We start from the raw sequence: 19,963 nt of genomic DNA on the forward strand, positions 1-19,963 counted from the left end.
TTAGGGTAGTTCAATTTGCTTATTTTCTTCTGATTCTTTGTATAATACGATATTGTTACCGATAATCTGGACGATTTCCGCACCAGTGCCTTCAGCAAGCTGTTCAGCAACCGTATCCTTATCTTCCATACAATTTTGCAGAATACTCACTTTCAGCAATTCTCTCTTTTCCAAGGCTTCTCCAATCTGTTCCACCATATTTTCATTTACACCCGTTTTGCCCACTTGAAAGATTGGCTTAATGGGATTGGCTTGTGCCCGCAAATATCTTTTTTGTTTTCCTGTCAGCATTGTATCATCCTTCCAGAACCTTTTTTAGTTTTTCGTCCATTTCATTGATCGGTACTTTCTTCCCAGTCCAGATTTCAAAAGCCTGTTGGGCTTGATATAAAAGCATAGTATGTCCATAGTGAATTCTGGCTCCATGTGCTTTTGCCTGACGGAGAAACTCCGTTTCCAGCGGCCGGTAAATAATATCACTGACTATCGTGTCCTTACGAATACCCTCCAAAGGCATAATCGTCTTTTCAGTGTCCGGATTCATACCGACGGAGGTAGTCTGAATGATGACATCATATTTTTCAAGTTGACCTTGGGCTTCCTGTAAATCCAATACCTGGGTGGTGCCAGCTCTGTCGCTTAATAGGGCTATTTCTTCCGCTTTTTTTATCGTCCGGTTTGTTATATCAATGTTTTCATAGCCCTCAGCCGCCATGGCGTAATAGATTCCTCTGGTTGCACCCCCGGCTCCTATAAGAAGCACTCGCATGGAGGAATCGAGGTCGGCAAAATATGCTGCCAATGAACGCAGATAGCCGGCCCCATCCGTATTGTAACCGATCCACTTGCCGTTACGATTTACTACTGTATTAACCGCTCCTGCTTTTATCGCATTATCATCCAATTCATCGAGAAATGGAAAGATCTTCTGTTTGTATGGAATAGTAACATTAAAACCGTCCAATTCCATACCTTTTAGCTTGCTGATTCTCTCCTCGAACGATTCTTCCTGTAGGATTTCAAACAACCGGTATTCCCCTTCTAAACCTGCTTTTTCCAGAAATTGCTGATGTATCCATGGGGAGAGGGAATGCTGGATCGGGGATCCTATCAAAGCAAAATTATAATCCATAAATATTCCTCCTATAGCAATGATTTCCTGATGGATACAGCAGACCCTTCAGGCGCATGGGCAGTCACAGACAGATCTTTACCCGTAATGCTCACCCAACCCAGACCAGGAAAAACAATATCCGTTTTTTCCTCGGTAATACGAAATGTGCTTTTCTTCAAATCAGGAAGCTTTTCCATAGTCTCTTTATCCGGCGGGGAAAGCAGCTCGCCAAGATGCCCGGCGTATAAGTCATCAGCTTTCTCCAGTTTCGTCCGATGAATAGGAAGCTGATTGGAGAAATAACAGACAAAGGACTCCTTTTCTCCATTGACAAAGTCCAGTCGGGCCAGCCCCCCAAAAAACAACGTCTGCTGTTCATTAAGCTGATAAGTCCGTGGTTTGACTTCCTTATTCGGTGTAATCAGCTTCAAATCCGCGGAGGAGACATAATGGGCCATCTGCTGCTTATTAACAATTCCCGGTGTGTCAATGAGAGCTGTGTCATCATCTAACGGAATCTCAATAAATCCCAGCGTGGTCCCCGGAAAGTAGGAGGTGGTGATGACTTCTTCCAATCCGCTTGTCTGCCTGATCAGACGATTAATAAACGTGGATTTCCCGACATTAGTGGTTCCTACTATATAAATATCCTTTCCACCCCTGTACTGCTCAAGCCCTTCTGCCAGCTCATCCATGCCATATCCCTTTGAGGATGAAATCAAATAGACATCTTTGACTTTCAGACCAGCTTCCTTAGCCTGAGTTCTAAGCCACTGTGACAATTTTCTCTTATTAGCCGACTTTGGCAGCAGATCAACTTTATTTCCTACAAGCACAATTGGATTATTGCCTACAATGCGCGGCAGGCTCTTAAGCAAACTGCCTTCTACATCAAATATGTCGATGACATGGGCCACCAGTCCTTCAGCGTCTCTTATACTGCTCACCATCTTCAAGAAGTCATCGTCGGTCATGGCAACATCCTGAATTTCATTATAGTGTTTTAAACGGAAGCACCGCTTGCATAAAACTTCTTCTCTCTCCAAGGAAGATGCCGGTGTATAACCGGCTTCCCCAGGGGCGGTCGTCTGGATCTGTGCACCACAACCCTGACAATATATTTCCTCCATCTCTATTCCTCCCAGCTGATTTTACCTTTTTTACGCATATAGCTTAAAATCCGACGCTCAATTTTACGATTAATCCTGGTAAGTTTTCCATCAGTTTGTACAATAGGCACTACAAGTATCGTATAAAACCCTGCGAAGTTCCCGCCAAGGACATCTGTAAGTACTTGATCACCAATTACCACAACCTCATCTTTATTCAGATCCATCCGCTCTGCCACTGTCTTAAATGCACGGCTGAGCGGTTTTCTGGCGCTGAATACAAAGGGGGTTTCCAATGGTTCCGAAAAAATCTTGACCCTCTCTTGTTTATTATTGGAGATGATGGTCACTTTTATATCATGTTCTTTCATCAATTTGAACCATTGTATTACTTCAGGAGTGGCATCCTTTACATCCCAGGCGACCAGTGTGTTGTCCAGATCTGTAATGATTCCTTTGATTCCTTTCTCCTTGAGAACCGCAGGATGAATATCAAATATACTTTTTACATGTTCATCCGGCAAAAATAACTTTAACAATTCATAACACCTCAATAATAGCATCCATTCGCATCCATATTTTTCTTGAAATTCCTAACCTAATCCTATAATAACTCGCTCCATTAATAAAGCAAAACTACCGTTCTCTGCTTATGTGGTTTAAAAAACCTCACCAATAATGGAATATATTGACATCATATTACGTACTCTGTAAAACAATGGCATATGCAAGAATCGTTCGACAAATTCCCACAAAGCATAAGTTGTGGATAACTTTATGCACAAAATCACACGCCCCGACGTCGAATATTCATACAAATCCCTCTTTTTGTGCACAGGTTATCTACATCTGTATGTAGATAAGTTCCGCCTTGTCTGGTTTTTGTAATCATGTTAAGTTATATATACTTCTGAACGAACTGAAGAAATTTGGGAGGGCGCCAATTATGAAACATTTGTCGGACGAGTTATTACTGGAATCTTACTATAAAGCAAATGAATTAAATTTAAGCCCTGATTTTCTATTATTGATGGAAGAAGAAATACAAAAGCGTGGTTTATGGTACAAGTTGGATGAAACTGTCTCCACATCAAACTAAAAATTTTTTTATCCCATCTAGTTAATAGGAAGAAACGAAAAAAACCCCTATGATTGCCTATATCATAGGGGTTATTTATTTTTCTCCTTCAATTCTTATGATAAACTATCTCTTGGGCAAATTCTTTTGTGAAATGCCTGTATACATAGAGTGAAAATCGCTATGCAGATCAGCAGCCAAATCGCAGTGGAACTTGCGGATTGTTCGGAGAGTTAGTATTAAACTAGACCTAAATAGTTAACGACATTTAAGGAGGAATCCCACCCGATGATATTTGCAGTGTTAGCTCCGCTCCTTGCAGCTTGTTTCATTCCTATAATAAGTAAAGTGAAGCACAAGTTGCATACAGGATACTTCGTGTTTTTTGTTCCCTTTGTAATATTTCTTTTCTTTATCCAGTTTGTTGGAAATGATTTTACAACTGTTCATCAGTCGATCAACTGGATACCCTCACTTGATATTAATTTTGATTTCACTCTGGATGGTTTAAGTTTATTGTTTGTCCTTCTGATCAGCGGCATCGGCTCTCTAGTCGTGCTATATTCCATCTTTTACCTCGATAAGGCAGAAAACTTAGGTCATTTCTATGTTTACTTATTAATGTTCATGTCCGCAATGCTGGGCGTTGTTCTATCTGATAACGTGTTCGTTCTTTACACTTTCTGGGAACTGACATCCATCTCCTCATTCTTGCTGATTGGTTATTGGCATTTCAAAGAAAGGTCCAGGTACGGAGCACTTAAGTCAATGATGATTACCATTTTTGGTGGTTTAAGTATGCTGGGTGCCTTCATCCTTTTATACGTCATTACCGGTACAGCAAGCATACAGGAAATGATTGCCCAAACTGATGCAATTCTGGCAAGCAATTACCTACCGCTCGTGCTTGTCCTGCTTCTGCTCGGTGCATTTACCAAGTCTGCACAGTTTCCTTTCCATATCTGGCTGCCGGATGCCATGGAAGCTCCAACACCTGTCAGTGCTTACTTGCACTCTGCAACCATGGTTAAAGCAGGAATCTATCTGATTGCCCGCTTTTCACCTATTCTCAGTCTTTATGAGTGGTTTTTCATAACTGTCAGCCTTGCAGGAATAATAACCCTTTGCTGGGGCTCCTATATGGCAGTAAGACAGACTGATTTAAAGGCCATCTTAGCATTTTCAACGATCAGCCAGCTTGGAATGATTATGGCCATGCTCGGCTTCGGAACAGAGGCGGCTGTCTTTGCGGCTGTTTTCCACATCCTCAACCATGCGACCTTTAAAGGAAGCCTGTTCATGATTGCTGGGATTATTGATCACGAATCGGGTACTAGAGATATTCGAAAACTTGGCGGATTTATGACTTTGATGCCGATTTCCGCCACACTGGCCGCCTTCGCAACCTTTTCCATGGCCGGTGTACCGCTACCGTTCTTAAATGGTTTCTATAGTAAAGAATTATTCTTCGACTCCACCCTAGGATTAGAGAATGCTAATCTGTTAAGCCAAGCTATACCTTACTTGGCGGTGTTAGGAAGCATATTTACTTTTGTATACTCCATGTATTTCTTCTTTGGGGTATTTACAGGGCCAAAAAAACTGGACCAGTTGCCGAAGAAGCCTCATGAAGCTCCAGTAGGAATGCTTATCTCACCATTCATACTAGTGCTTGGAGTCATTTTGATCGGTCTGTTCCCTAATATGGTGAACGCTCCATTTCTAGTTCATGCTGCACAGGCCGTAAACAATCAGGTTGAATTTCATGAAGTATATTTCTGGCACGGCCTTAATTATCCTCCGATGATTATGTCACTTATTGTCGTAGGAGCGGGTATCGCCTTATATGTGACCAGGGAGAAATGGGCAGGAATATATAATGTGCTTCCTGGAAAGCTCAGTTTCAACCGGGTCTACGATATGATCATGGAAAAGATCGACACCTATTCTGCTAAGGTCACTGATTCCTATATGACAGGTTCGTTGAAAACATATATGGTTATCATATTAACGGCTACATTGGTCGTTACCATGGCCTTTATGTTTATCACTGACGGATTCACTATAAGCTTCAATAACCTGGCAGATATTACCGTGATAGAAACGTCCATCGTTATTATCATGAGTATTGCAGCAATTGCCACCATCTTTACGAGGAATAATCTGGCGGCAATAATAGTTGTCGGTGTTGTTGGTTACGGTGTTGCCATGCTGTTTGTCATCTATGGAGCTCCTGATATTGCCCTGACACAGTTCGTGATTGAGACAGTAACAGTAGCACTGTTCCTCCTCTGTTTCTATCATTTGCCAAAACTGCGAAAAAGGTCGGAATCTGTAGGAGAAAAGGTCGTCAAGTCTGTCATTTCCATCGGGTTCGGCTTGATGATGACGTTAATTGCCATTTCGGCACACAGCAGTAATGGTTTCGATGTAATTTCCGATTACTTCCTGAAAACCTCGTATAAATTAGGCGGTGGGGACAACGTCGTCAATGTCATACTTGTAGATATGAGGGGACTGGATACCTTGTTTGAAGTTGCAGTACTGGGTATCGCAGCATTGGCCATCTTCAGCCTCATCAAATTAAAAAAAGGTAAGGAGGCCGAATAATGGAGATAATAACTTCCATACTGGCAGGAATATTATTTGCAACTGCCGTCTATAACCTATTGCAAAAGCAGCTGCTGAGAATCATCATCGGAACAGTCCTGTTAACTCATGGAGCCCATATATTCATTTTTACTATGGGTAAATTAAAGACCGGCCAGCCCCCGGTATTGACTGAGGGTGTAACAGATTATACGGATCCTCTTCCGCAGGCTTTGATTTTAACTTCCATTGTTATCAGTTTTGGTGTCACCAGCCTGCTGCTGGTTCTCTCCTATAGGACAGCACAGGAAAATAATACCGACAATATGGAACAACTAAGGGGAGAATCAAATGAGTAATTTAGCTGTACTACCTATCATCATTCCATTGATCTCCGCGGTGATACTGATACTTACCAATTCAAATGTCTCTGTATCACGTGGACTGACCAGGCTTTTCTCCGTAATAAGCCTGATAGTAACCGGTTATGCACTATGGTATGTAGCTACTAATGGAACAGTTGTTTTGGAAACAGGCGACTGGACTGCTCCATATGGAATTATCCTTGTGTTGGACGGGCTGGCGGCTCTTCTCGTATTCACTACGAATATCGTAGCAGTCACCTGCGCTTTTTACGCTCCACATGCCGGGCTTGGAGAAAAGGAAAAATATTATTTCTATCCGTTTTTCTTCTTCCTGATTTCTGGTGTATCAGGTGCGTTCATTACTGGCGATTTATTCAACCTGTTTGTGTTCTTTGAAGTGCTTCTCATGGCTTCTTACGCTTTGATAGTGCTGGGAGGCGGCCGCACACAGCTTAGAGAATCCTTAAAATACCTTTTGATCAACCTGTTCTCGTCTATGCTTTTTGTTACAGCTGTAGCATTGCTTTACGGTGTAGTCGGCACACTGAACATGGCCCATATAGCCGAACGGGTCCAAGAGGTCGAACAAACAGGGATCTTGACTACGATTGGAGTCTTGCTGTTCTTCGTATTTGCGACCAAAGCTGCGGTATTCCCGTTATATTACTGGCTGCCGCATTCGTATATCCAGCCGAACCCAGTGGTTTCAGCACTTTTTGGTGCCCTGCTGACAAAAGTGGGAATTTATTCGATTCTTCGGGTATTCACACTCATCTTCGTTCACCAGGTGGACCTTACGCATGAGCTATTCATCTGGATTGCAGGTTTATCCATGATTTTCGGAGTGATTGGTGCTCTTTCCACCAACAATATTAAATTAATCATTGCGTATAACATCGTCCCGGCGATCGGTTACGTACTGCTTGGTATCGCAGTATTGAACCAAGATGGTATAGCCGGTTCTGTTTATTACCTGGTACATGATATGATTATTAAGACTGCCCTATTTCTATTGGTTGGTATTATCGTATATGTTGCCGGTACTTCAGACTTAAGGAAGATGGGTGGTTTGATCCATCACTATCCCCTGCTCGGATGGCTAGTGCTTTTAGCAGGCCTTGTACTTGCAGGCATCCCTCCTTTCAGCGGCTTTATTGGAAAACTCCTGCTTCTGCAGGGAGCGGTCCAAGCAGAAGAAATGGTTATACTGCTGGTGGGATTATTGACCAGCCTTCTGATTTTATATTCTATTGTGAAGATATTCATCAGGGGATTCTGGGGAGATGAAGAACAGACTGCATATACCAAGGGAAAATCGACAAAAGGGCTAATTTCCCCTGTCGTTATACTTCTGTCACTTTCCGTTATACTTGGTGTAGGTGCTGAGTACTTCTATCCATTAGTTGAGGGGATTGCATCTGAACTGGTAAATCCGCAAATCTATATCGATTCGGTATTAAAGGAGTAGTGGAAATATGGCATTTCAAATTGTAATCAATCTAATTGTCGCCACCCTATGGATGTTTCTCAGTGAATCATATACTGGTCCTAGCTTCATTACCGGTTATCTGTTCGGTGCGCTCCTGCTGTGGCTGTTGAGGAGATATCTGCCGGGCAGATTCTATCTCAGGCGGGTAATAAGCATCTTGAATCTGCTGTTCCTCTTTATAAAGGAACTGGTCCTGTCGAATATCGAAATGATCAAGTACATCTATACACCAAGCTTGGATAATGAGCCGGGCATTTTTGAATTACCACTGGATGTAACTACTGATTGGGAAATCAATATGCTGGCAAATTTCATTTCCCTAACTCCCGGCACCCTGACAATAGCCGTCTCAGACGATAACACTAAATTATTTGTCCATGCGATGAATATAGAAAATGTGGAAGATGAAATTCAATCTATTAAAGGTTCCTTTGAAAAGGCCATTATGGAGGTGACACGATGAACGAAATTCTGGAAGTCACCAATGTTATGTTGGACATAACGATAATCATTAGTTTCGCTGGAATCGCTGTTGCGCTGGCCCTACTCCTTTATCGGCTTTTAGCAGGCCCTACTCAGGCAGACCGAGCTGCCGCCTTAGACGCAATGGGCATCAATATGATGGGGCTAGCAGGGCTGACAGGGATCCACCTGGTAACCTCCAAACTGAATGACGTTGTCCTTCTAATAGGTATACTTGCCTTCCTCGGGACATTGGCCATTGCAAAATATATGGAAAAGGGTGTTATTATTGATCGAGACTTGGAGTAACATTATCATCAACATCGCGACCGTGATTGCCTTGCTTATCGGAACATTTTTCATTGTATCAGCGGCAATTGGGGTTGTCCGGTTCCCGGATGTATATACGAGACTTCATGCTGCTACCAAGGCTGCTACCCTGGGTGTATCATCTATTCTCATCGGCGCGTTTCTTTTCCTTTATTTTCATGAGTCTATTGTCAGTGGGAAATTGCTCGTTGGAATCGTATTTATCCTGTTGACAGCTCCGGTAGGCGCGCATATGCTGGGTAGAGCCGCCCATGCAGTTGGAGTCAAACCAGTTTTGAGAAATAGACAAGACGCTTATCAGGATGCTTTAGAAAAAAGGAAGTTGAATGACTAATATAAAAAGAACTGAAAGCGAAACAGCCGGACATTGTTCCGGCTGTTTTTCTGTTGGACAGACACGAAACATGCCATCGAAACATACAGTTGTAGTATAGGCTTCAGCCCAAATGGGAGGTGGTATAAATGTCCGGAATATTAAGTATGTTGGCACTTTTAATCAAGGAAGCTCTATTCTTTGTCTCCTACGTAAAAAACCACGCTTTTCCTCAGCCTCTGCCGCCGGATAAGGAAGCAAAGTACATTGAAGAAATGCAAAAAGGAAGTGAAGAAGCAAGGAATAAACTGATTGAACATAATTTACGGCTGGTCGCCCATATTGTTAAAAAATTTGAGAATACTGGTGAAGATCTGGAGGATTTAATTTCCATCGGAACTATCGGCCTAATTAAGGGGGTGGAAAGCTTCTCGGCAGATAAGGGGACAAAACTAGCTACGTATGCAGCCCGCTGTATTGAAAATGAGATACTTATGCATTTACGTGCATTGAAAAAGGTAAAGAAGGACGTTTCTTTGCATGATCCCATTGGCCAGGATAAAGAGGGGAATGAAATAAGCCTGATTGATATTCTTGAAGCTGAAAATGAGAATATTATTGAATACATCCAATTAAACATGGAAATTGCTAAACTGCAGGATTACTTTTCTGTATTAGATGATCGTGAGCGAGAGGTTATTGTTTACCGTTATGGGCTGAATGGCCAGAAAGAATTGACCCAGCGGGAAATAGCGGAGAAACTGACCATCTCCAGAAGCTATGTTTCACGAATCGAAAAAAGAGCATTGATGAAGGTTTTCCATGAATATTACCGCCAGGAAAAAAGGCATTAAAAAAACATGAGCGCATCTTTTACTGGCAGCTGCGCTCATATCCCCTTTACTTCTGTATATCTTGCACCATTTCCATAATTAGCCCTGCTGCATTATCCGCCGCCTTCTCTAAGAAGGCGTCAAAGGAAACGGAAGATTCTTTCCCGGCTATGTCTGACAATGCACGAATAATCACAAAAGGTACTTCATACTGGGAACACACCTGTGCAATTGCAGCTGCTTCCATTTCCATCGCGAGCATTGCCGGGAATTTTTTATTAACCTCCTCCACCTTAGAAGGGTCTTCCATAAAGGTATCTCCGGTTGCAATGATGCCTTCAGCGTAACGCAGGCCCATCCCCTTTGCAGCTTTTATAGCTATGGAAACGAGTTGAGCATCGGCGTCAAACATGCTCGGCAGACCAGGTACCTGCCCATACGCATAACCGAAAGCTGTCACATCCACATCATGATGGACAACCCTGTTGGAGATAACAATATCGCCAACTTCCAATTCCGCTGAATGCCCTCCTGCAGAGCCTGTGTTAATGACATAGGAAGGGTGATAACGTTCATGCATTATGGTTGCCGCCATAGCCGCATTTACTTTTCCTATACCGGATTTAAGCACTACTACATCTGTTCCTTTCAATGTTCCTTCAGCAAATAAGCAATTTGCAATAGATTCTTCTTTTACGTCCCTCATGTTCTCCATCAACTTAGCTATTTCTTCATCCATTGCTCCGATTATTCCTATAGTCACTTTATATCCTCCTGTTTTTATACTTCTTTATTTGGCTGGTTCATAAAGCTCTTCCACTTTTGTCGGCTTCCATCCCTCTCCATCAACCCAAGTTAGAAAGACCCTGTATACCTCTGTATACTCTGGATTTGCTACAGTTGTCCGCACTTTTTGTGGATGGTTGTTATTGCCAACCCAGAAGGTTTCCATATTATCCGCATCTAGTCCTGTGGCCATTGCTGCTGCACGGGCGATTTCTATACGGTCCTGAGATCCTTCCTGGTAAACAGTTGTATGGTCCCCTTCCTGTTCAGTGCCGATTGGGTCCCAGTCGGCCGTATATGCTTCTTTTACATTCCCGTCAGAGGGCTCTGCCGGCTCTAGCTCTGGTTCATTACGTTCCTCTTCGTCTTCTGCTGGTTCATTACTTGACTGGTCTCCCTCAGATGTCTGTTCCTGTTCACCTTCTTGGCCATCCCCGCTGCTCTCATCTTCCTCAGAGCTGGTCCCATCCTTTTCATCTTCATTAATAATAAACCCCGAGTCGGATGATTCCCGGTTACTGGCTTCTTCGGAAGTTTTCTCTTCATTCCCTCCAAAAATCCATATACCCAGTACTACAAGCAGCAGAATAGCTCCCAAGACTAATAAGATAGAACTTGCTTTTGTATTTTTTCTTCGTTTCTCAAATTTGTTCACACGTGTCCTTTTTTCTTGTTCTGTGTTACCCATTAGGAAACTCCCCTCCCTGTACTCACCCTGCAATTCAACTGATTTCCTCAACCAAGAAAACCTAAGTTTAAAGGTCTAACTGAATTATATTGATAATTACAACACCGCGCAAATAATAAAAACTCGGCATTCACTAATTGTGTAGTGAATGCCGATGCATCTCTTCTCAAGTTTTTTCAAATGAAGCAGAACCATCCGCTCCTTTTGATACTCCTTCAACCTATTCCACTTGGAGGATTTTCACCTGCATATCCCCACCAGGTGTAGCTACCGTGACTTCACTGCCAATTTCCTTCCCTAGAAGGCTCTTTGCCATTGGTGAATCATTTGATATCTTTCCTTCAAATGGATCAGCCTCAGCACTTCCAACAATGGTATATGTCTCCTCTTCCCCATCAGGAATCTCCTGGAAAGTTACAGACTTACCCAGTGCCACTACATTGGGATCTTCATTGTCGTTCTCAATGATGACAGCATTGCGAATCATCGTTTCCACTTGGGAAATCCGCGACTCTACAAAAGCCTGTTCATCTTTGGCTGCATCATATTCCGAGTTTTCGGAGAGGTCACCAAAATCTCTGGCTATTTTAATTCGCTCGACGACTTCCTGACGCCGATCCGTCTTTAAATAACGCAGTTCTTCTTCTAATTTCTCTTTCCCCTCTTGAGTCATATAATAACTTTTCTCTGTCGCCATGACATTTTACACTCCTTTTCTATCTCCACATATAGGATGGGCATGTCCATGCCCTTTTCCACCTAAAAGCTGAAATTATACTAATCAATACTATGGCAGAATCCGCCGAAGTTTTCAATACTTTTCATCTGATTATCTTTCGTGTTTTTTAGACAAAATGGATTCTATTTTAGACGCCATTATATCAATAGCTACCTCATTCTGGCCACCTTCAGGGATAATAATATCCGCATAACGTTTGGTAGGCTCGATGAACTGAAGGTGTGACGGACGTACATTGTTGATATATTGATCGATTACTGAGTCCAGTGTCCTGCCCCTTTCCTTTATGTCCCTAAGCATTCTGCGGATGATTCTGAGATCGGCATCTGTATCGACAAATACTTTTATGTCCATTAATTCTACCAAGCGAGGATCATCCAGTATTAAAATTCCCTCCAATATGATAACATCCCTGGGATCCACCTTGATGACTTCATCAGAACGGGTATGGACCTTGTAGTCATAAACCGGTTTTTCAATCGGATTTCCCTTGATCAGCTCATGTATATGTTCAATCAACAGATCATTGTCAAAGGCAAAAGGATGGTCATAATTCGTATTCAGCCTCTCCTCCAATGGAAGATGACTCTGATCTTTATAATAATAATCCTGTTCAATCACTTGGATGGTCTGCTCGGAAAAGCGATGGGAGATAGATCGGGTTACAGAAGTCTTCCCGCTGCCGCTTCCCCCAGCCACTCCGATGACGACCGGTTTTTCACTCATATAAACTTCTTCCTTTCTTTATTTCTTCACACTAATGGCTATTCCATCTCCAACAGGGATGATGGAAGTGTCAAACTCGGGATGAGCACTAATCCACTTATTATAGCTTCTGATTTTTTCAACCATCTTCCTATGTCTTCGGGTCGCCTTTTCCGGTTCGGCTACAAGCCCTCTGAATAATACATTATCGGAAACAATTATTGCGTTGGCCTTTAATAATCCTTCAGCCAGCTCAAAGAAGCTCCGGTATTGACCCTTCGCGGCATCAATAAAAATCAGGTCAAAAGACTCCCCTTTATCCCTCAGAATCTCTAATTCATGGCGGGCATCCCCATGTATGACCTGAATCTGATTCTTCTTGCCCTGTTTGTTTATATTATCCATGGCAATTTGGTACCTTGCCTCGTCTTTTTCAATAGAGATAATCTTGGCATCTGGGAGCGCTTGCGCCATCATTAATGCCGAATAGCCAATCGCCGTTCCTATCTCAAGAATATGATCAGGCCTTTTCACCCTTATCAACTGCATCATAAAGTTCATGCTGATAGGATCCATAATCGGAACTCTCTCATTATCAGCATACTCTTCCATTTGAAGAACCCATTCCTCTTTCTTCGGCAATGTTCCTAATAAATAATCAGCCATGCATTCTTTCATAATATTACCCCATTTTCCTATCCATTATAAAAACGGGAAATGTGGTTAAGTCCACATTCCCTATAAAGATTAATCCATATGTTCATTCCTGTTCTTCAGGTGTTCTTCATATGTTTCCGCATAATGGATGTTACCATCCGCATCATGCAGGAAATATAGATAATCCGATTGCTTCGGATTGGCCACAGCTTCCAACGAACTCTCAGCAAAGTTGGAAATTGGACCGATCGGCAGTGCTTCCACTACATAGGTGTTATATGGTGATTCAATATCCAAATCCTCATACAAAACACGCTCTTTATGTTCTCCTAAAGCATATAGAACAGTCGGATCTGTTTGAAGAGGCATTCCCTCTTCCATCCGATTATAGAATACGCCGGCAATTTCATTGCGCTGTTCTACTTCCCCTGCTTCCTTCTCTACCAAAGATGCGAACGTTATCGACTCATGAACTGTCCATCCCTGTTCATCTAATTCAGCCCTGTATTCCGTGATCAGTTTCTCCGTTTCCGTCAACATCTTCTGTACAATAGTCTCAATTTCAGGCTCCTCTTTATAGAAATCATAGGTGGATGCAAAGAGGTAACCTTCCAGCGGGGTCCTTATCTCTTCATCAAGAATGTCCTCTGTCAGAAGGTTCGGATATTGTTCCATCAATTCTTCAAGATATGCACGGTCATTTACTTTTTCAAGAAAATCTTCCTTCGTAAAATGAAGACTGTCGGCGTATATCTCAGCAATCTGGTCCATGGAGAGGCCTTCTGGAATAGTAATTCTATGTACTGGTTCCGCCATGACGATACCATTTTTTAACGAATCAACCATTTCTTTCATCTCCATAGAGGGAGTAAATGTGTATTCTCCGGCCTGAAAATCTGTTTCATTATGGAATTTCACATACATGCGGAAAACAAGCGCATTGCGGATCAGACCATTTTCTTCAAGTATTGAAGCGATAGTGGATGTAGAAGAGCCAATAGGCACCTCAATGGTTACTTCTTCCTCACTGTCTGGATCAACAGGTTTCATCGCCGAATTCACATAAAAAAACAGAGAGGCTGCGCCTACAATAAGGAGAACAGCGATCGTTATAACAATGATAGATACAATTTTACGAACCTTTTTGGCTTCTTCTGTCCGTTCTTTAAAGTTAACCATGTATTTCTTTTTCCGTTTATCCCTTGACATTCACTGACTCCCTCCTGTCCGGTACATTATACTAAAAATCGGCATGATATTCCATCAGGAAACAAAACTCGAGGTTTACGGTGATCTGTTTAAACGGCATGGCTGCCTGCTTTGCAATGTACATACAGCCTATTGGGGAAGCCCTGCTGGTCATTGGGTGCGCCGAAACGGGCTGGTTTATTTCTGTTTGCGAATGGAATAGAATCCATAAAAAAGGATTGATGCCAAAAATGCAGCATCAACCCTTCATACAGACATGTTAAGCCTTGTTAAGCCTCGTTTTCTTCATCTGCCAGTGTATTCAGCATTTCCTCGACCATTTCCCATTCATCATCAGACTCAATCGGGAAAAGGGAAAGATCATCTTCGTTCTCGTTTTTTTCTTCATAACGGAAAGCATATACTTCCACTTCCTCCTCTTCTGCCTGCTCTGCAGGTGCGACAGCAATGTAAGAGTGTCCTGTTTTGTCTACATCAAATGTAAACAGGACCTCGAATAGATGCTCCTCTCCGTTTTCGTCCGGAATGACAATTCTTTCCCTTTCTTCCAATGCCATATGATACACTCCTTTTATTTTTGATCAAGATAACCTTGCAAAATCATTACAGCGGCCATCTTATCAATGACTTTCTTTCTCTTTTTTCTGCTCATATCAGCTTCAAGCAGCACTCTTTCCGCAGCTACTGTGGTGAGCCGTTCATCCCAAAGGGAAACCGGTATTCCATGCACCTTTTCTACGTGCTCTGCATACCTTTGGGATGCTTCTCCCCTTTCACCGATCGTACCATTCATATTTTTGGGAAGCCCGATAATAGCCTTCCCGATTTCATGTTCTTCTATGATGTTTTTTAGCTCTTCGTCTGCAGATTCCAAATTGTTTTCATCCCATTTTATGGTGGTAAGACCCTGTGCAGTCCATCCTAATGCATCGCTGACAGCGACGCCGATCGTTTTGGAACCTACATCCAATCCAATTATTTTCATTGATGCTCCTTCTGATGCTCGAGATAATACTTTACAAGCTCTTCAATCACTTCGTCCCGCTCAATTTTCCGGATTAAATTTCTGGCATCATTATGTCTCGGAATGTATGCAGGATCTCCTGATAGCAGGTAGCCTACAATCTGGTTAATCGGATTATACCCCTTCTCCTGCAATGCCTCGTGAACCGTAAACAGGATCTCCTTAATATCCTGGTCAAATGGCTCGTCCGAAAAGTTGAACTTCATCGTTCTGTCCATAGAACTCATTACGACACCTCTTTTTGGTATAACTTGACATCCTTAGCCATCAGATGTGTTTACCGAATCAACTGGCCCTTGATTAGGACAGGCAAGATTTTCCTTTCCCTATTTTAACATGTTTCAAGCATTTATTATATGTTTTTACAGAAATCCTATAATCTGACTTTACTTTGAATTTTCCCTAATATGCTGCCTAGCAGACTCAAGTGCTTCATTTATTTTCTCGGGATCTTTTCCGCCGGCTTGGGCCATGTCTGGACGTCCGCCACCGCCTCCACCGCATATGGTTGCTGCCTGCTTGATCAGGTTTCCTGCATGGTATCCTTTCTCCACAAGATCCTTGGATACACCTGCCGCAAGCTGGACCTTTTGGTTGTTTTCAGCAGCAAGCAGGATAATACCGGACTCGAGTTTCTGTTTCAAGTCATCTACCATGTTTCTCAATTGGTTCATGTCTTTAACATTAACTTTCTGTGCCAAGAGAGGTACACCGTCCACTGCCTCTACCTGATCCAGGATGGATGCTGCTTCCAAATTGGACATCTTCGCATTTAGAGACTCATTTTCTTTCTTAAGCGATTGAATCTCTGCAAATAATGCCTCAATACGTTCTGGCAGTTTTTCTTCCGCAGATTTGACCATAGTGGCAGACTTCTCCAATAAGCTAAGCTTATCGTTCATAAATTCATAGGCCTGTCTGCTAGTGACTGCCTCAATTCTTCTTGTGCCTGCTCCTATTCCGCTCTCGGTAACAATCTTGAACATTCCTATTTCTGAAGTGTTCCGGACATGGCAGCCGCCGCAAAGTTCAATACTATAATCTCCGATCTGCACCACTCGGACAATATCTCCGTATTTTTCCCCGAATAGAGCCATCGCCCCCATTTCCTTTGCTTCCTCCAGCCGTTTGTTATCTATGCTGAGTGCGAGTGAATTCCAGATTTTCTTATTAACAAGTTCTTCAATCTGCTGCAATTCTTCCGAAGATACACTGCTAAAATGGGAGAAGTCGAATCGAAGCCGGTCAGGTGTCACCAGAGAACCTGCCTGATTTACATGACTCCCAAGTACATCCTTGAGTGCCTGATGCAACAGATGGGTGGCTGTATGGTTTTTAATGATCGAAGACCGGAATTTGCTGTCGACCATAGCTCTAACTTTATCACCCGTCTTGAAAGACCCCTCTTTTATCTCTACCAGATGAACATGCTGGCCCTTTGGTGATTTTTGGACATCCTTTACATATGCAGAGCAGCTGTCTGTATAGATCCAGCCGTTATCGGCAATCTGACCACCGCTTTCTGCATAGAAAGGTGTCTCTTTAAGGAAAAGGTATACCTCCCTGCCTGGATCTGCTTTATCCGTTTCCTGCTTGCCATCAACAATAGCAGCAATTTCCGTATCCGTCTCCAAATTGCCGTAACCGACAAATTCGCTCTCCACTTCTATATCACTTAGAGCTCCATCCTGCACCTGCATGGAGTCCACTTTCTGCCGGGCATTTCTGGCTCTCTCCCGCTGCTTTTCCATTTCCTCCTGAAAGCCCTGCTCATCAATAGTAAACCCTTGGTCCTGAACATATTCTTCTGTCAATTCTTTAGGGAAACCATACGTGTCATAGAGGCGGAATACCTCTACTCCGGGAAAGACTGTGCTTCCTTTGCTCTTTTCATTCTCCATGATGGTCGTAAGAATCTGAAGTCCATCATTTAAGGTCTCATGGAACCTTTCCTCTTCCACTTTTACAATATTCTCAATGAATTCTTTCTGCTTCAGTACTTGAGGGTAGAAGTCCTTCATGATCTCACCCACGGTTTCTACCAGTTCAAACATAAATGGTTTCTCAATCCCAATTTCCTTGGCAAACCGCACAGCTCTTCTGAGGAGCCTTCGGAGCACATATCCCCTTCCCTCATTGGATGGCACCGCTCCGTCGCCAACAGCAAAGCTTACCGTTCTGATATGATCGGCAATTACTTTGAAGGCTGTATCGCTCTCTTTGCTTTTCCCGTAGGAAGTGGAAGCCAAGGCTTCTGTTTTTCTTATGATCGGCATAAATAGATCTGTCTCGAAATTGGTCGGTACATCCTGAATGACTGAGACCACTCGCTCCAATCCCATACCAGTATCAATGTTTTTCTTCGGCAGCGGTGTATACGTGTCATCAGGATTATGGTTAAACTGGGAAAACACTAAATTCCAAATCTCCAAATAACGTTCATTTTCCCCGCCTGGATAAAGTTCCGGATCATTGGGGTCATTGCCATACTTCTCTCCACGGTCGTAGAATATTTCCGTATTCGGGCCACTTGGACCTTCTCCAATATCCCAGAAGTTTTCCTCCAGACGTATGATGCGTTCTTTTGGCAGCCCAATGTCATTCAGCCAGAAATCATATGCTTCATCATCTTCTGGATGGACTGTAACAGATAACAGTTCTTCATCGAATCCGATCCACTTGTCACTTGTAAGGAATTCCCATGCCCATTCGATCGCCTCTTTCTTAAAATAATCGCCAATGGAGAAGTTCCCGAGCATTTCGAAGAACGTGTGGTGTCTTGCCGTAAATCCGACGTTCTCAATGTCATTGGTACGAATGGATTTTTGTGCATTTACCAATCTTGGATTATCGGGAATCACCCGGCCGTCAAAATATTTTTTCAGCGTAGCTACTCCACTATTGATCCAAAGTAAAGTAGGATCATCCTTTGGAACAAGTGAGGCGCTAGGTTCCACTCTATGTCCTTTTTCCTTAAAAAAATCAATAAACATTTGCCTGACCTGGGCAGATGATAATGTATTCATTTAAAATCCTCCTTCATTTTATCCAAATAAAAAAATCTCCTCTCTGCATATTGCAGGGACGAGATTCTATCGCGGTACCACCCTAATTATGAACAAGAAACACCTGTCCATCACTTATACATGTTAACGGTATGAAACCGACGGGGATTAACCGTACTCTGGTTTAGCTTTCCATGATTCAGCATTCAGGATTTTTTTCAGCCTGGAAAATCCCTCTCTTGTCAACCGGTCATCATGTACTTATAACCTTCAGCGTGTTTTTCATATGCAAGTGGTTTATCTTAGCGATATTATAGAAAACTTTTTTATGGTTGTCAACGATAATCCCGTAACTCCCACAAATGACTGATGATAACCTTTCCTATCGTTAGAGCAGGAACTGCAATAATCATTCCAATTATCCCAAATAGCTGGCCACCAAGCAGAAGCACAAAAATAATGGCCACTGGATGGATATCGATACTTTTTCCGACAATATAAGGTGAAAGAAGGTTGCCCTCTATCACCTGTATGGCGAAGATGGCAAGCAGTGCAAAAATAACGAGATGGCCAGACATGGTCAGTGCAATCGCTACTGCTGGAACCGCACCAATAATCGGCCCGAAGTAAGGGATGATGTTAGTCAGGCCCATGATAATCGCAAGGAGCAAAGCGTATTTCAATCCTAGCAGCTGAAAAGCTATCCATGATGCCAAACCGACAAATAAGCAAACCAGCAATTGGCCACGAATATAATTACCCAGACTTTCATCAATTGCATGCGCCATATGGCTGATTTGAGGACGGTATTTTCCAGGTATAAATTTCTTGAAAAATCCGGTAAGTATTCCATAATCTTTTAGAAAGTAGAAGACAAGCACAGGGATGACCGTCAGAAATAAAATCATATCAAAGATTTTGGTAAACCCACCAACCAATTTGTCGAGGAGATTCTCCAACCCGGATTCTACTCGGGCAATCCATTGATCCATCTTGTCATGTATTGTCTCAGGAAGAAAAGAAGTATATTCATACAGTTGATAGATTAAATCCTGATACATATCAATAAAAACGGGAAGCTGCTGGTTTAAATCCTGAAGCTGATGGACGGCTGCCGGATAGACCCGGTAAACTGCATATGCTGTACCTCCAAAAAAGAGAACATAAATCAACAATATAGCGGCAGTCCTTGGGATATCCCATTTATGAAGTTTTTGAACGACCGGGTATAATAGATATGCCAACAGGCATGAGAGCAAAAATGGAGCCAGCAGATTGATAGCAAAAGAAAAAACAGCCCCATAAAAAGGGAACAGCTGAAAGAGCAGAAAAATAAATAAGAAGACTAGTATACCGGTAATCAGCCAATACAGGACGCTTAGCGCCTTTCCACTATGAAACATGTTGACCTCTCTCCCCTGAGCAAAAGAATACGCGCCTTTTATCCCAGTTTAAAAATACTATTCTG

At 42.6% G+C, this 19,963-nt stretch carries 23 protein-coding genes and 1 other annotated feature; of the genes, 8 read left to right on the plus strand and 15 right to left on the minus strand.

The annotated features are described in order from the left end of the window. From yhbY to ACFODW_RS08720, 4 genes are read right to left on the minus strand one after another with little or no spacing between them, the layout of a single operon-like run. Entirely contained in the window at positions 1-291 is a 291-nt protein-coding gene (gene yhbY / locus ACFODW_RS08705; RefSeq protein ID WP_390305385.1) for a ribosome assembly RNA-binding protein YhbY, read from the minus strand. 4 nt (positions 292-295) lie between these two features. Further along, a complete protein-coding gene (aroE, locus tag ACFODW_RS08710; protein WP_390305387.1) occupies positions 296-1,132 on the minus strand; it encodes a shikimate dehydrogenase in 837 nt (278 codons plus the stop codon). 11 nt (positions 1,133-1,143) lie between these two features. After that, positions 1,144-2,244 carry a ribosome biogenesis GTPase YqeH gene (yqeH, locus tag ACFODW_RS08715; RefSeq protein WP_390305389.1) on the minus strand — a complete coding sequence of 367 codons (1,101 nt, stop codon included), beginning with the start codon at positions 2,242-2,244 and terminating at the stop codon, positions 1,144-1,146. A 2-nt stretch (positions 2,245-2,246) separates the two neighbouring features. Next, a complete protein-coding gene (locus ACFODW_RS08720) occupies positions 2,247-2,762 on the minus strand; it encodes a YqeG family HAD IIIA-type phosphatase (RefSeq protein ID WP_390305391.1) in 516 nt (171 codons plus the stop codon). A 407-nt stretch (positions 2,763-3,169) separates the two neighbouring features. On the opposite strand from ACFODW_RS08720, the gene sda reads away from it, so the two are divergent. The 8 genes from sda (at position 3,170) to sigK (ending at position 9,703) form a co-directional block, all read left to right on the plus strand. Further along, positions 3,170-3,322 carry a sporulation histidine kinase inhibitor Sda gene (gene sda / locus ACFODW_RS08725; protein WP_390305393.1) on the plus strand — a complete coding sequence of 51 codons (153 nt, stop codon included), beginning with the start codon at positions 3,170-3,172 and terminating at the stop codon, positions 3,320-3,322. A gap of 267 nt (positions 3,323-3,589) precedes the next feature. Then, complete coding sequence (locus ACFODW_RS08730; protein WP_390305395.1) at positions 3,590-5,911, plus strand: Na+/H+ antiporter subunit A; 2,322 nt, start codon at positions 3,590-3,592, stop codon at positions 5,909-5,911. Continuing rightward, positions 5,911-6,249, plus strand: a complete 339-nt coding sequence (locus tag ACFODW_RS08735) for a Na(+)/H(+) antiporter subunit C (RefSeq protein ID WP_390305397.1) — start codon at positions 5,911-5,913, stop codon at positions 6,247-6,249. The genes ACFODW_RS08730 and ACFODW_RS08735 overlap by 1 nt, the downstream gene beginning before the upstream one ends. After that, the gene (locus ACFODW_RS08740; protein ID WP_390305399.1) at positions 6,242-7,723 is read left to right on the plus strand and encodes a Na+/H+ antiporter subunit D; all 1,482 of its coding nucleotides are present in this window, start codon (positions 6,242-6,244) and stop codon (positions 7,721-7,723) included. Before ACFODW_RS08735 ends, ACFODW_RS08740 begins: the two co-directional genes overlap by 8 nt. Before the next feature lie 7 nt (positions 7,724-7,730). Beyond that, the gene (locus ACFODW_RS08745; RefSeq protein ID WP_390305401.1) at positions 7,731-8,207 is read left to right on the plus strand and encodes a Na+/H+ antiporter subunit E; all 477 of its coding nucleotides are present in this window, start codon (positions 7,731-7,733) and stop codon (positions 8,205-8,207) included. Beyond that, a complete protein-coding gene (locus ACFODW_RS08750) occupies positions 8,204-8,515 on the plus strand; it encodes a monovalent cation/H+ antiporter complex subunit F (RefSeq protein WP_390305403.1) in 312 nt (103 codons plus the stop codon). The genes ACFODW_RS08745 and ACFODW_RS08750 overlap by 4 nt, the downstream gene beginning before the upstream one ends. Then, a complete protein-coding gene (mnhG, locus tag ACFODW_RS08755) occupies positions 8,496-8,870 on the plus strand; it encodes a monovalent cation/H(+) antiporter subunit G (RefSeq protein ID WP_390305405.1) in 375 nt (124 codons plus the stop codon). The genes ACFODW_RS08750 and mnhG overlap by 20 nt, the downstream gene beginning before the upstream one ends. A gap of 128 nt (positions 8,871-8,998) precedes the next feature. Continuing rightward, a complete protein-coding gene (sigK, locus tag ACFODW_RS08760; RefSeq protein ID WP_390305407.1) occupies positions 8,999-9,703 on the plus strand; it encodes an RNA polymerase sporulation sigma factor SigK in 705 nt (234 codons plus the stop codon). A 46-nt stretch (positions 9,704-9,749) separates the two neighbouring features. On the opposite strand, the gene mtnN is transcribed toward sigK, so the two are convergent. From mtnN to ACFODW_RS08815, 11 genes are all read right to left on the minus strand, one after another. Next, the gene (mtnN, locus tag ACFODW_RS08765; protein ID WP_390305409.1) at positions 9,750-10,445 is read right to left on the minus strand and encodes a 5'-methylthioadenosine/S-adenosylhomocysteine nucleosidase; all 696 of its coding nucleotides are present in this window, start codon (positions 10,443-10,445) and stop codon (positions 9,750-9,752) included. Between the two features lie 27 nt (positions 10,446-10,472). Next, on the minus strand, positions 10,473-11,156 hold the full coding sequence (locus ACFODW_RS08770) for a YrrS family protein (RefSeq protein WP_390305411.1): 684 nt from the start codon (positions 11,154-11,156) through the stop codon (positions 10,473-10,475). Positions 11,157-11,376: 220 nt separating this feature from the next. Further along, on the minus strand, positions 11,377-11,853 hold the full coding sequence (greA, locus tag ACFODW_RS08775) for a transcription elongation factor GreA (protein ID WP_390305413.1): 477 nt from the start codon (positions 11,851-11,853) through the stop codon (positions 11,377-11,379). A gap of 132 nt (positions 11,854-11,985) precedes the next feature. After that, complete coding sequence (gene udk / locus ACFODW_RS08780; RefSeq protein WP_390305415.1) at positions 11,986-12,621, minus strand: uridine kinase; 636 nt, start codon at positions 12,619-12,621, stop codon at positions 11,986-11,988. An 18-nt stretch (positions 12,622-12,639) separates the two neighbouring features. Continuing rightward, positions 12,640-13,278, minus strand: coding sequence for an O-methyltransferase (locus ACFODW_RS08785; RefSeq protein WP_390305417.1), 639 nt, complete (start codon positions 13,276-13,278; stop codon positions 12,640-12,642). A gap of 69 nt (positions 13,279-13,347) precedes the next feature. Then, positions 13,348-14,466, minus strand: coding sequence for an endolytic transglycosylase MltG (gene mltG, locus ACFODW_RS08790; RefSeq protein WP_390305420.1), 1,119 nt, complete (start codon positions 14,464-14,466; stop codon positions 13,348-13,350). A gap of 269 nt (positions 14,467-14,735) precedes the next feature. Then, entirely contained in the window at positions 14,736-15,023 is a 288-nt protein-coding gene (locus ACFODW_RS08795; protein ID WP_390305422.1) for a DUF1292 domain-containing protein, read from the minus strand. Positions 15,024-15,037: 14 nt separating this feature from the next. Further along, entirely contained in the window at positions 15,038-15,451 is a 414-nt protein-coding gene (ruvX, locus tag ACFODW_RS08800; protein WP_390305425.1) for a Holliday junction resolvase RuvX, read from the minus strand. Beyond that, positions 15,448-15,717: an IreB family regulatory phosphoprotein gene (locus ACFODW_RS08805; RefSeq protein ID WP_390305427.1), complete on the minus strand. Its 270-nt coding sequence runs from the start codon at positions 15,715-15,717 to the stop codon at positions 15,448-15,450. The genes ruvX and ACFODW_RS08805 overlap by 4 nt, the downstream gene beginning before the upstream one ends. Before the next feature lie 159 nt (positions 15,718-15,876). Then, positions 15,877-18,516: an alanine--tRNA ligase gene (gene alaS / locus ACFODW_RS08810; protein ID WP_390305429.1), complete on the minus strand. Its 2,640-nt coding sequence runs from the start codon at positions 18,514-18,516 to the stop codon at positions 15,877-15,879. A gap of 51 nt (positions 18,517-18,567) precedes the next feature. Then, positions 18,568-18,778, minus strand: a binding site (T-box leader). 52 nt (positions 18,779-18,830) lie between these two features. Further along, complete coding sequence (locus ACFODW_RS08815; RefSeq protein WP_390305431.1) at positions 18,831-19,898, minus strand: AI-2E family transporter; 1,068 nt, start codon at positions 19,896-19,898, stop codon at positions 18,831-18,833. Between the last annotated feature and the right edge of the window lie 65 nt (positions 19,899-19,963).

It is taken from the genome of Virgibacillus sediminis (genome assembly GCF_042643265.1).
GTDB classification, from domain to species: domain Bacteria; phylum Bacillota; class Bacilli; order Bacillales; family Amphibacillaceae; genus Virgibacillus_O; species Virgibacillus_O sediminis.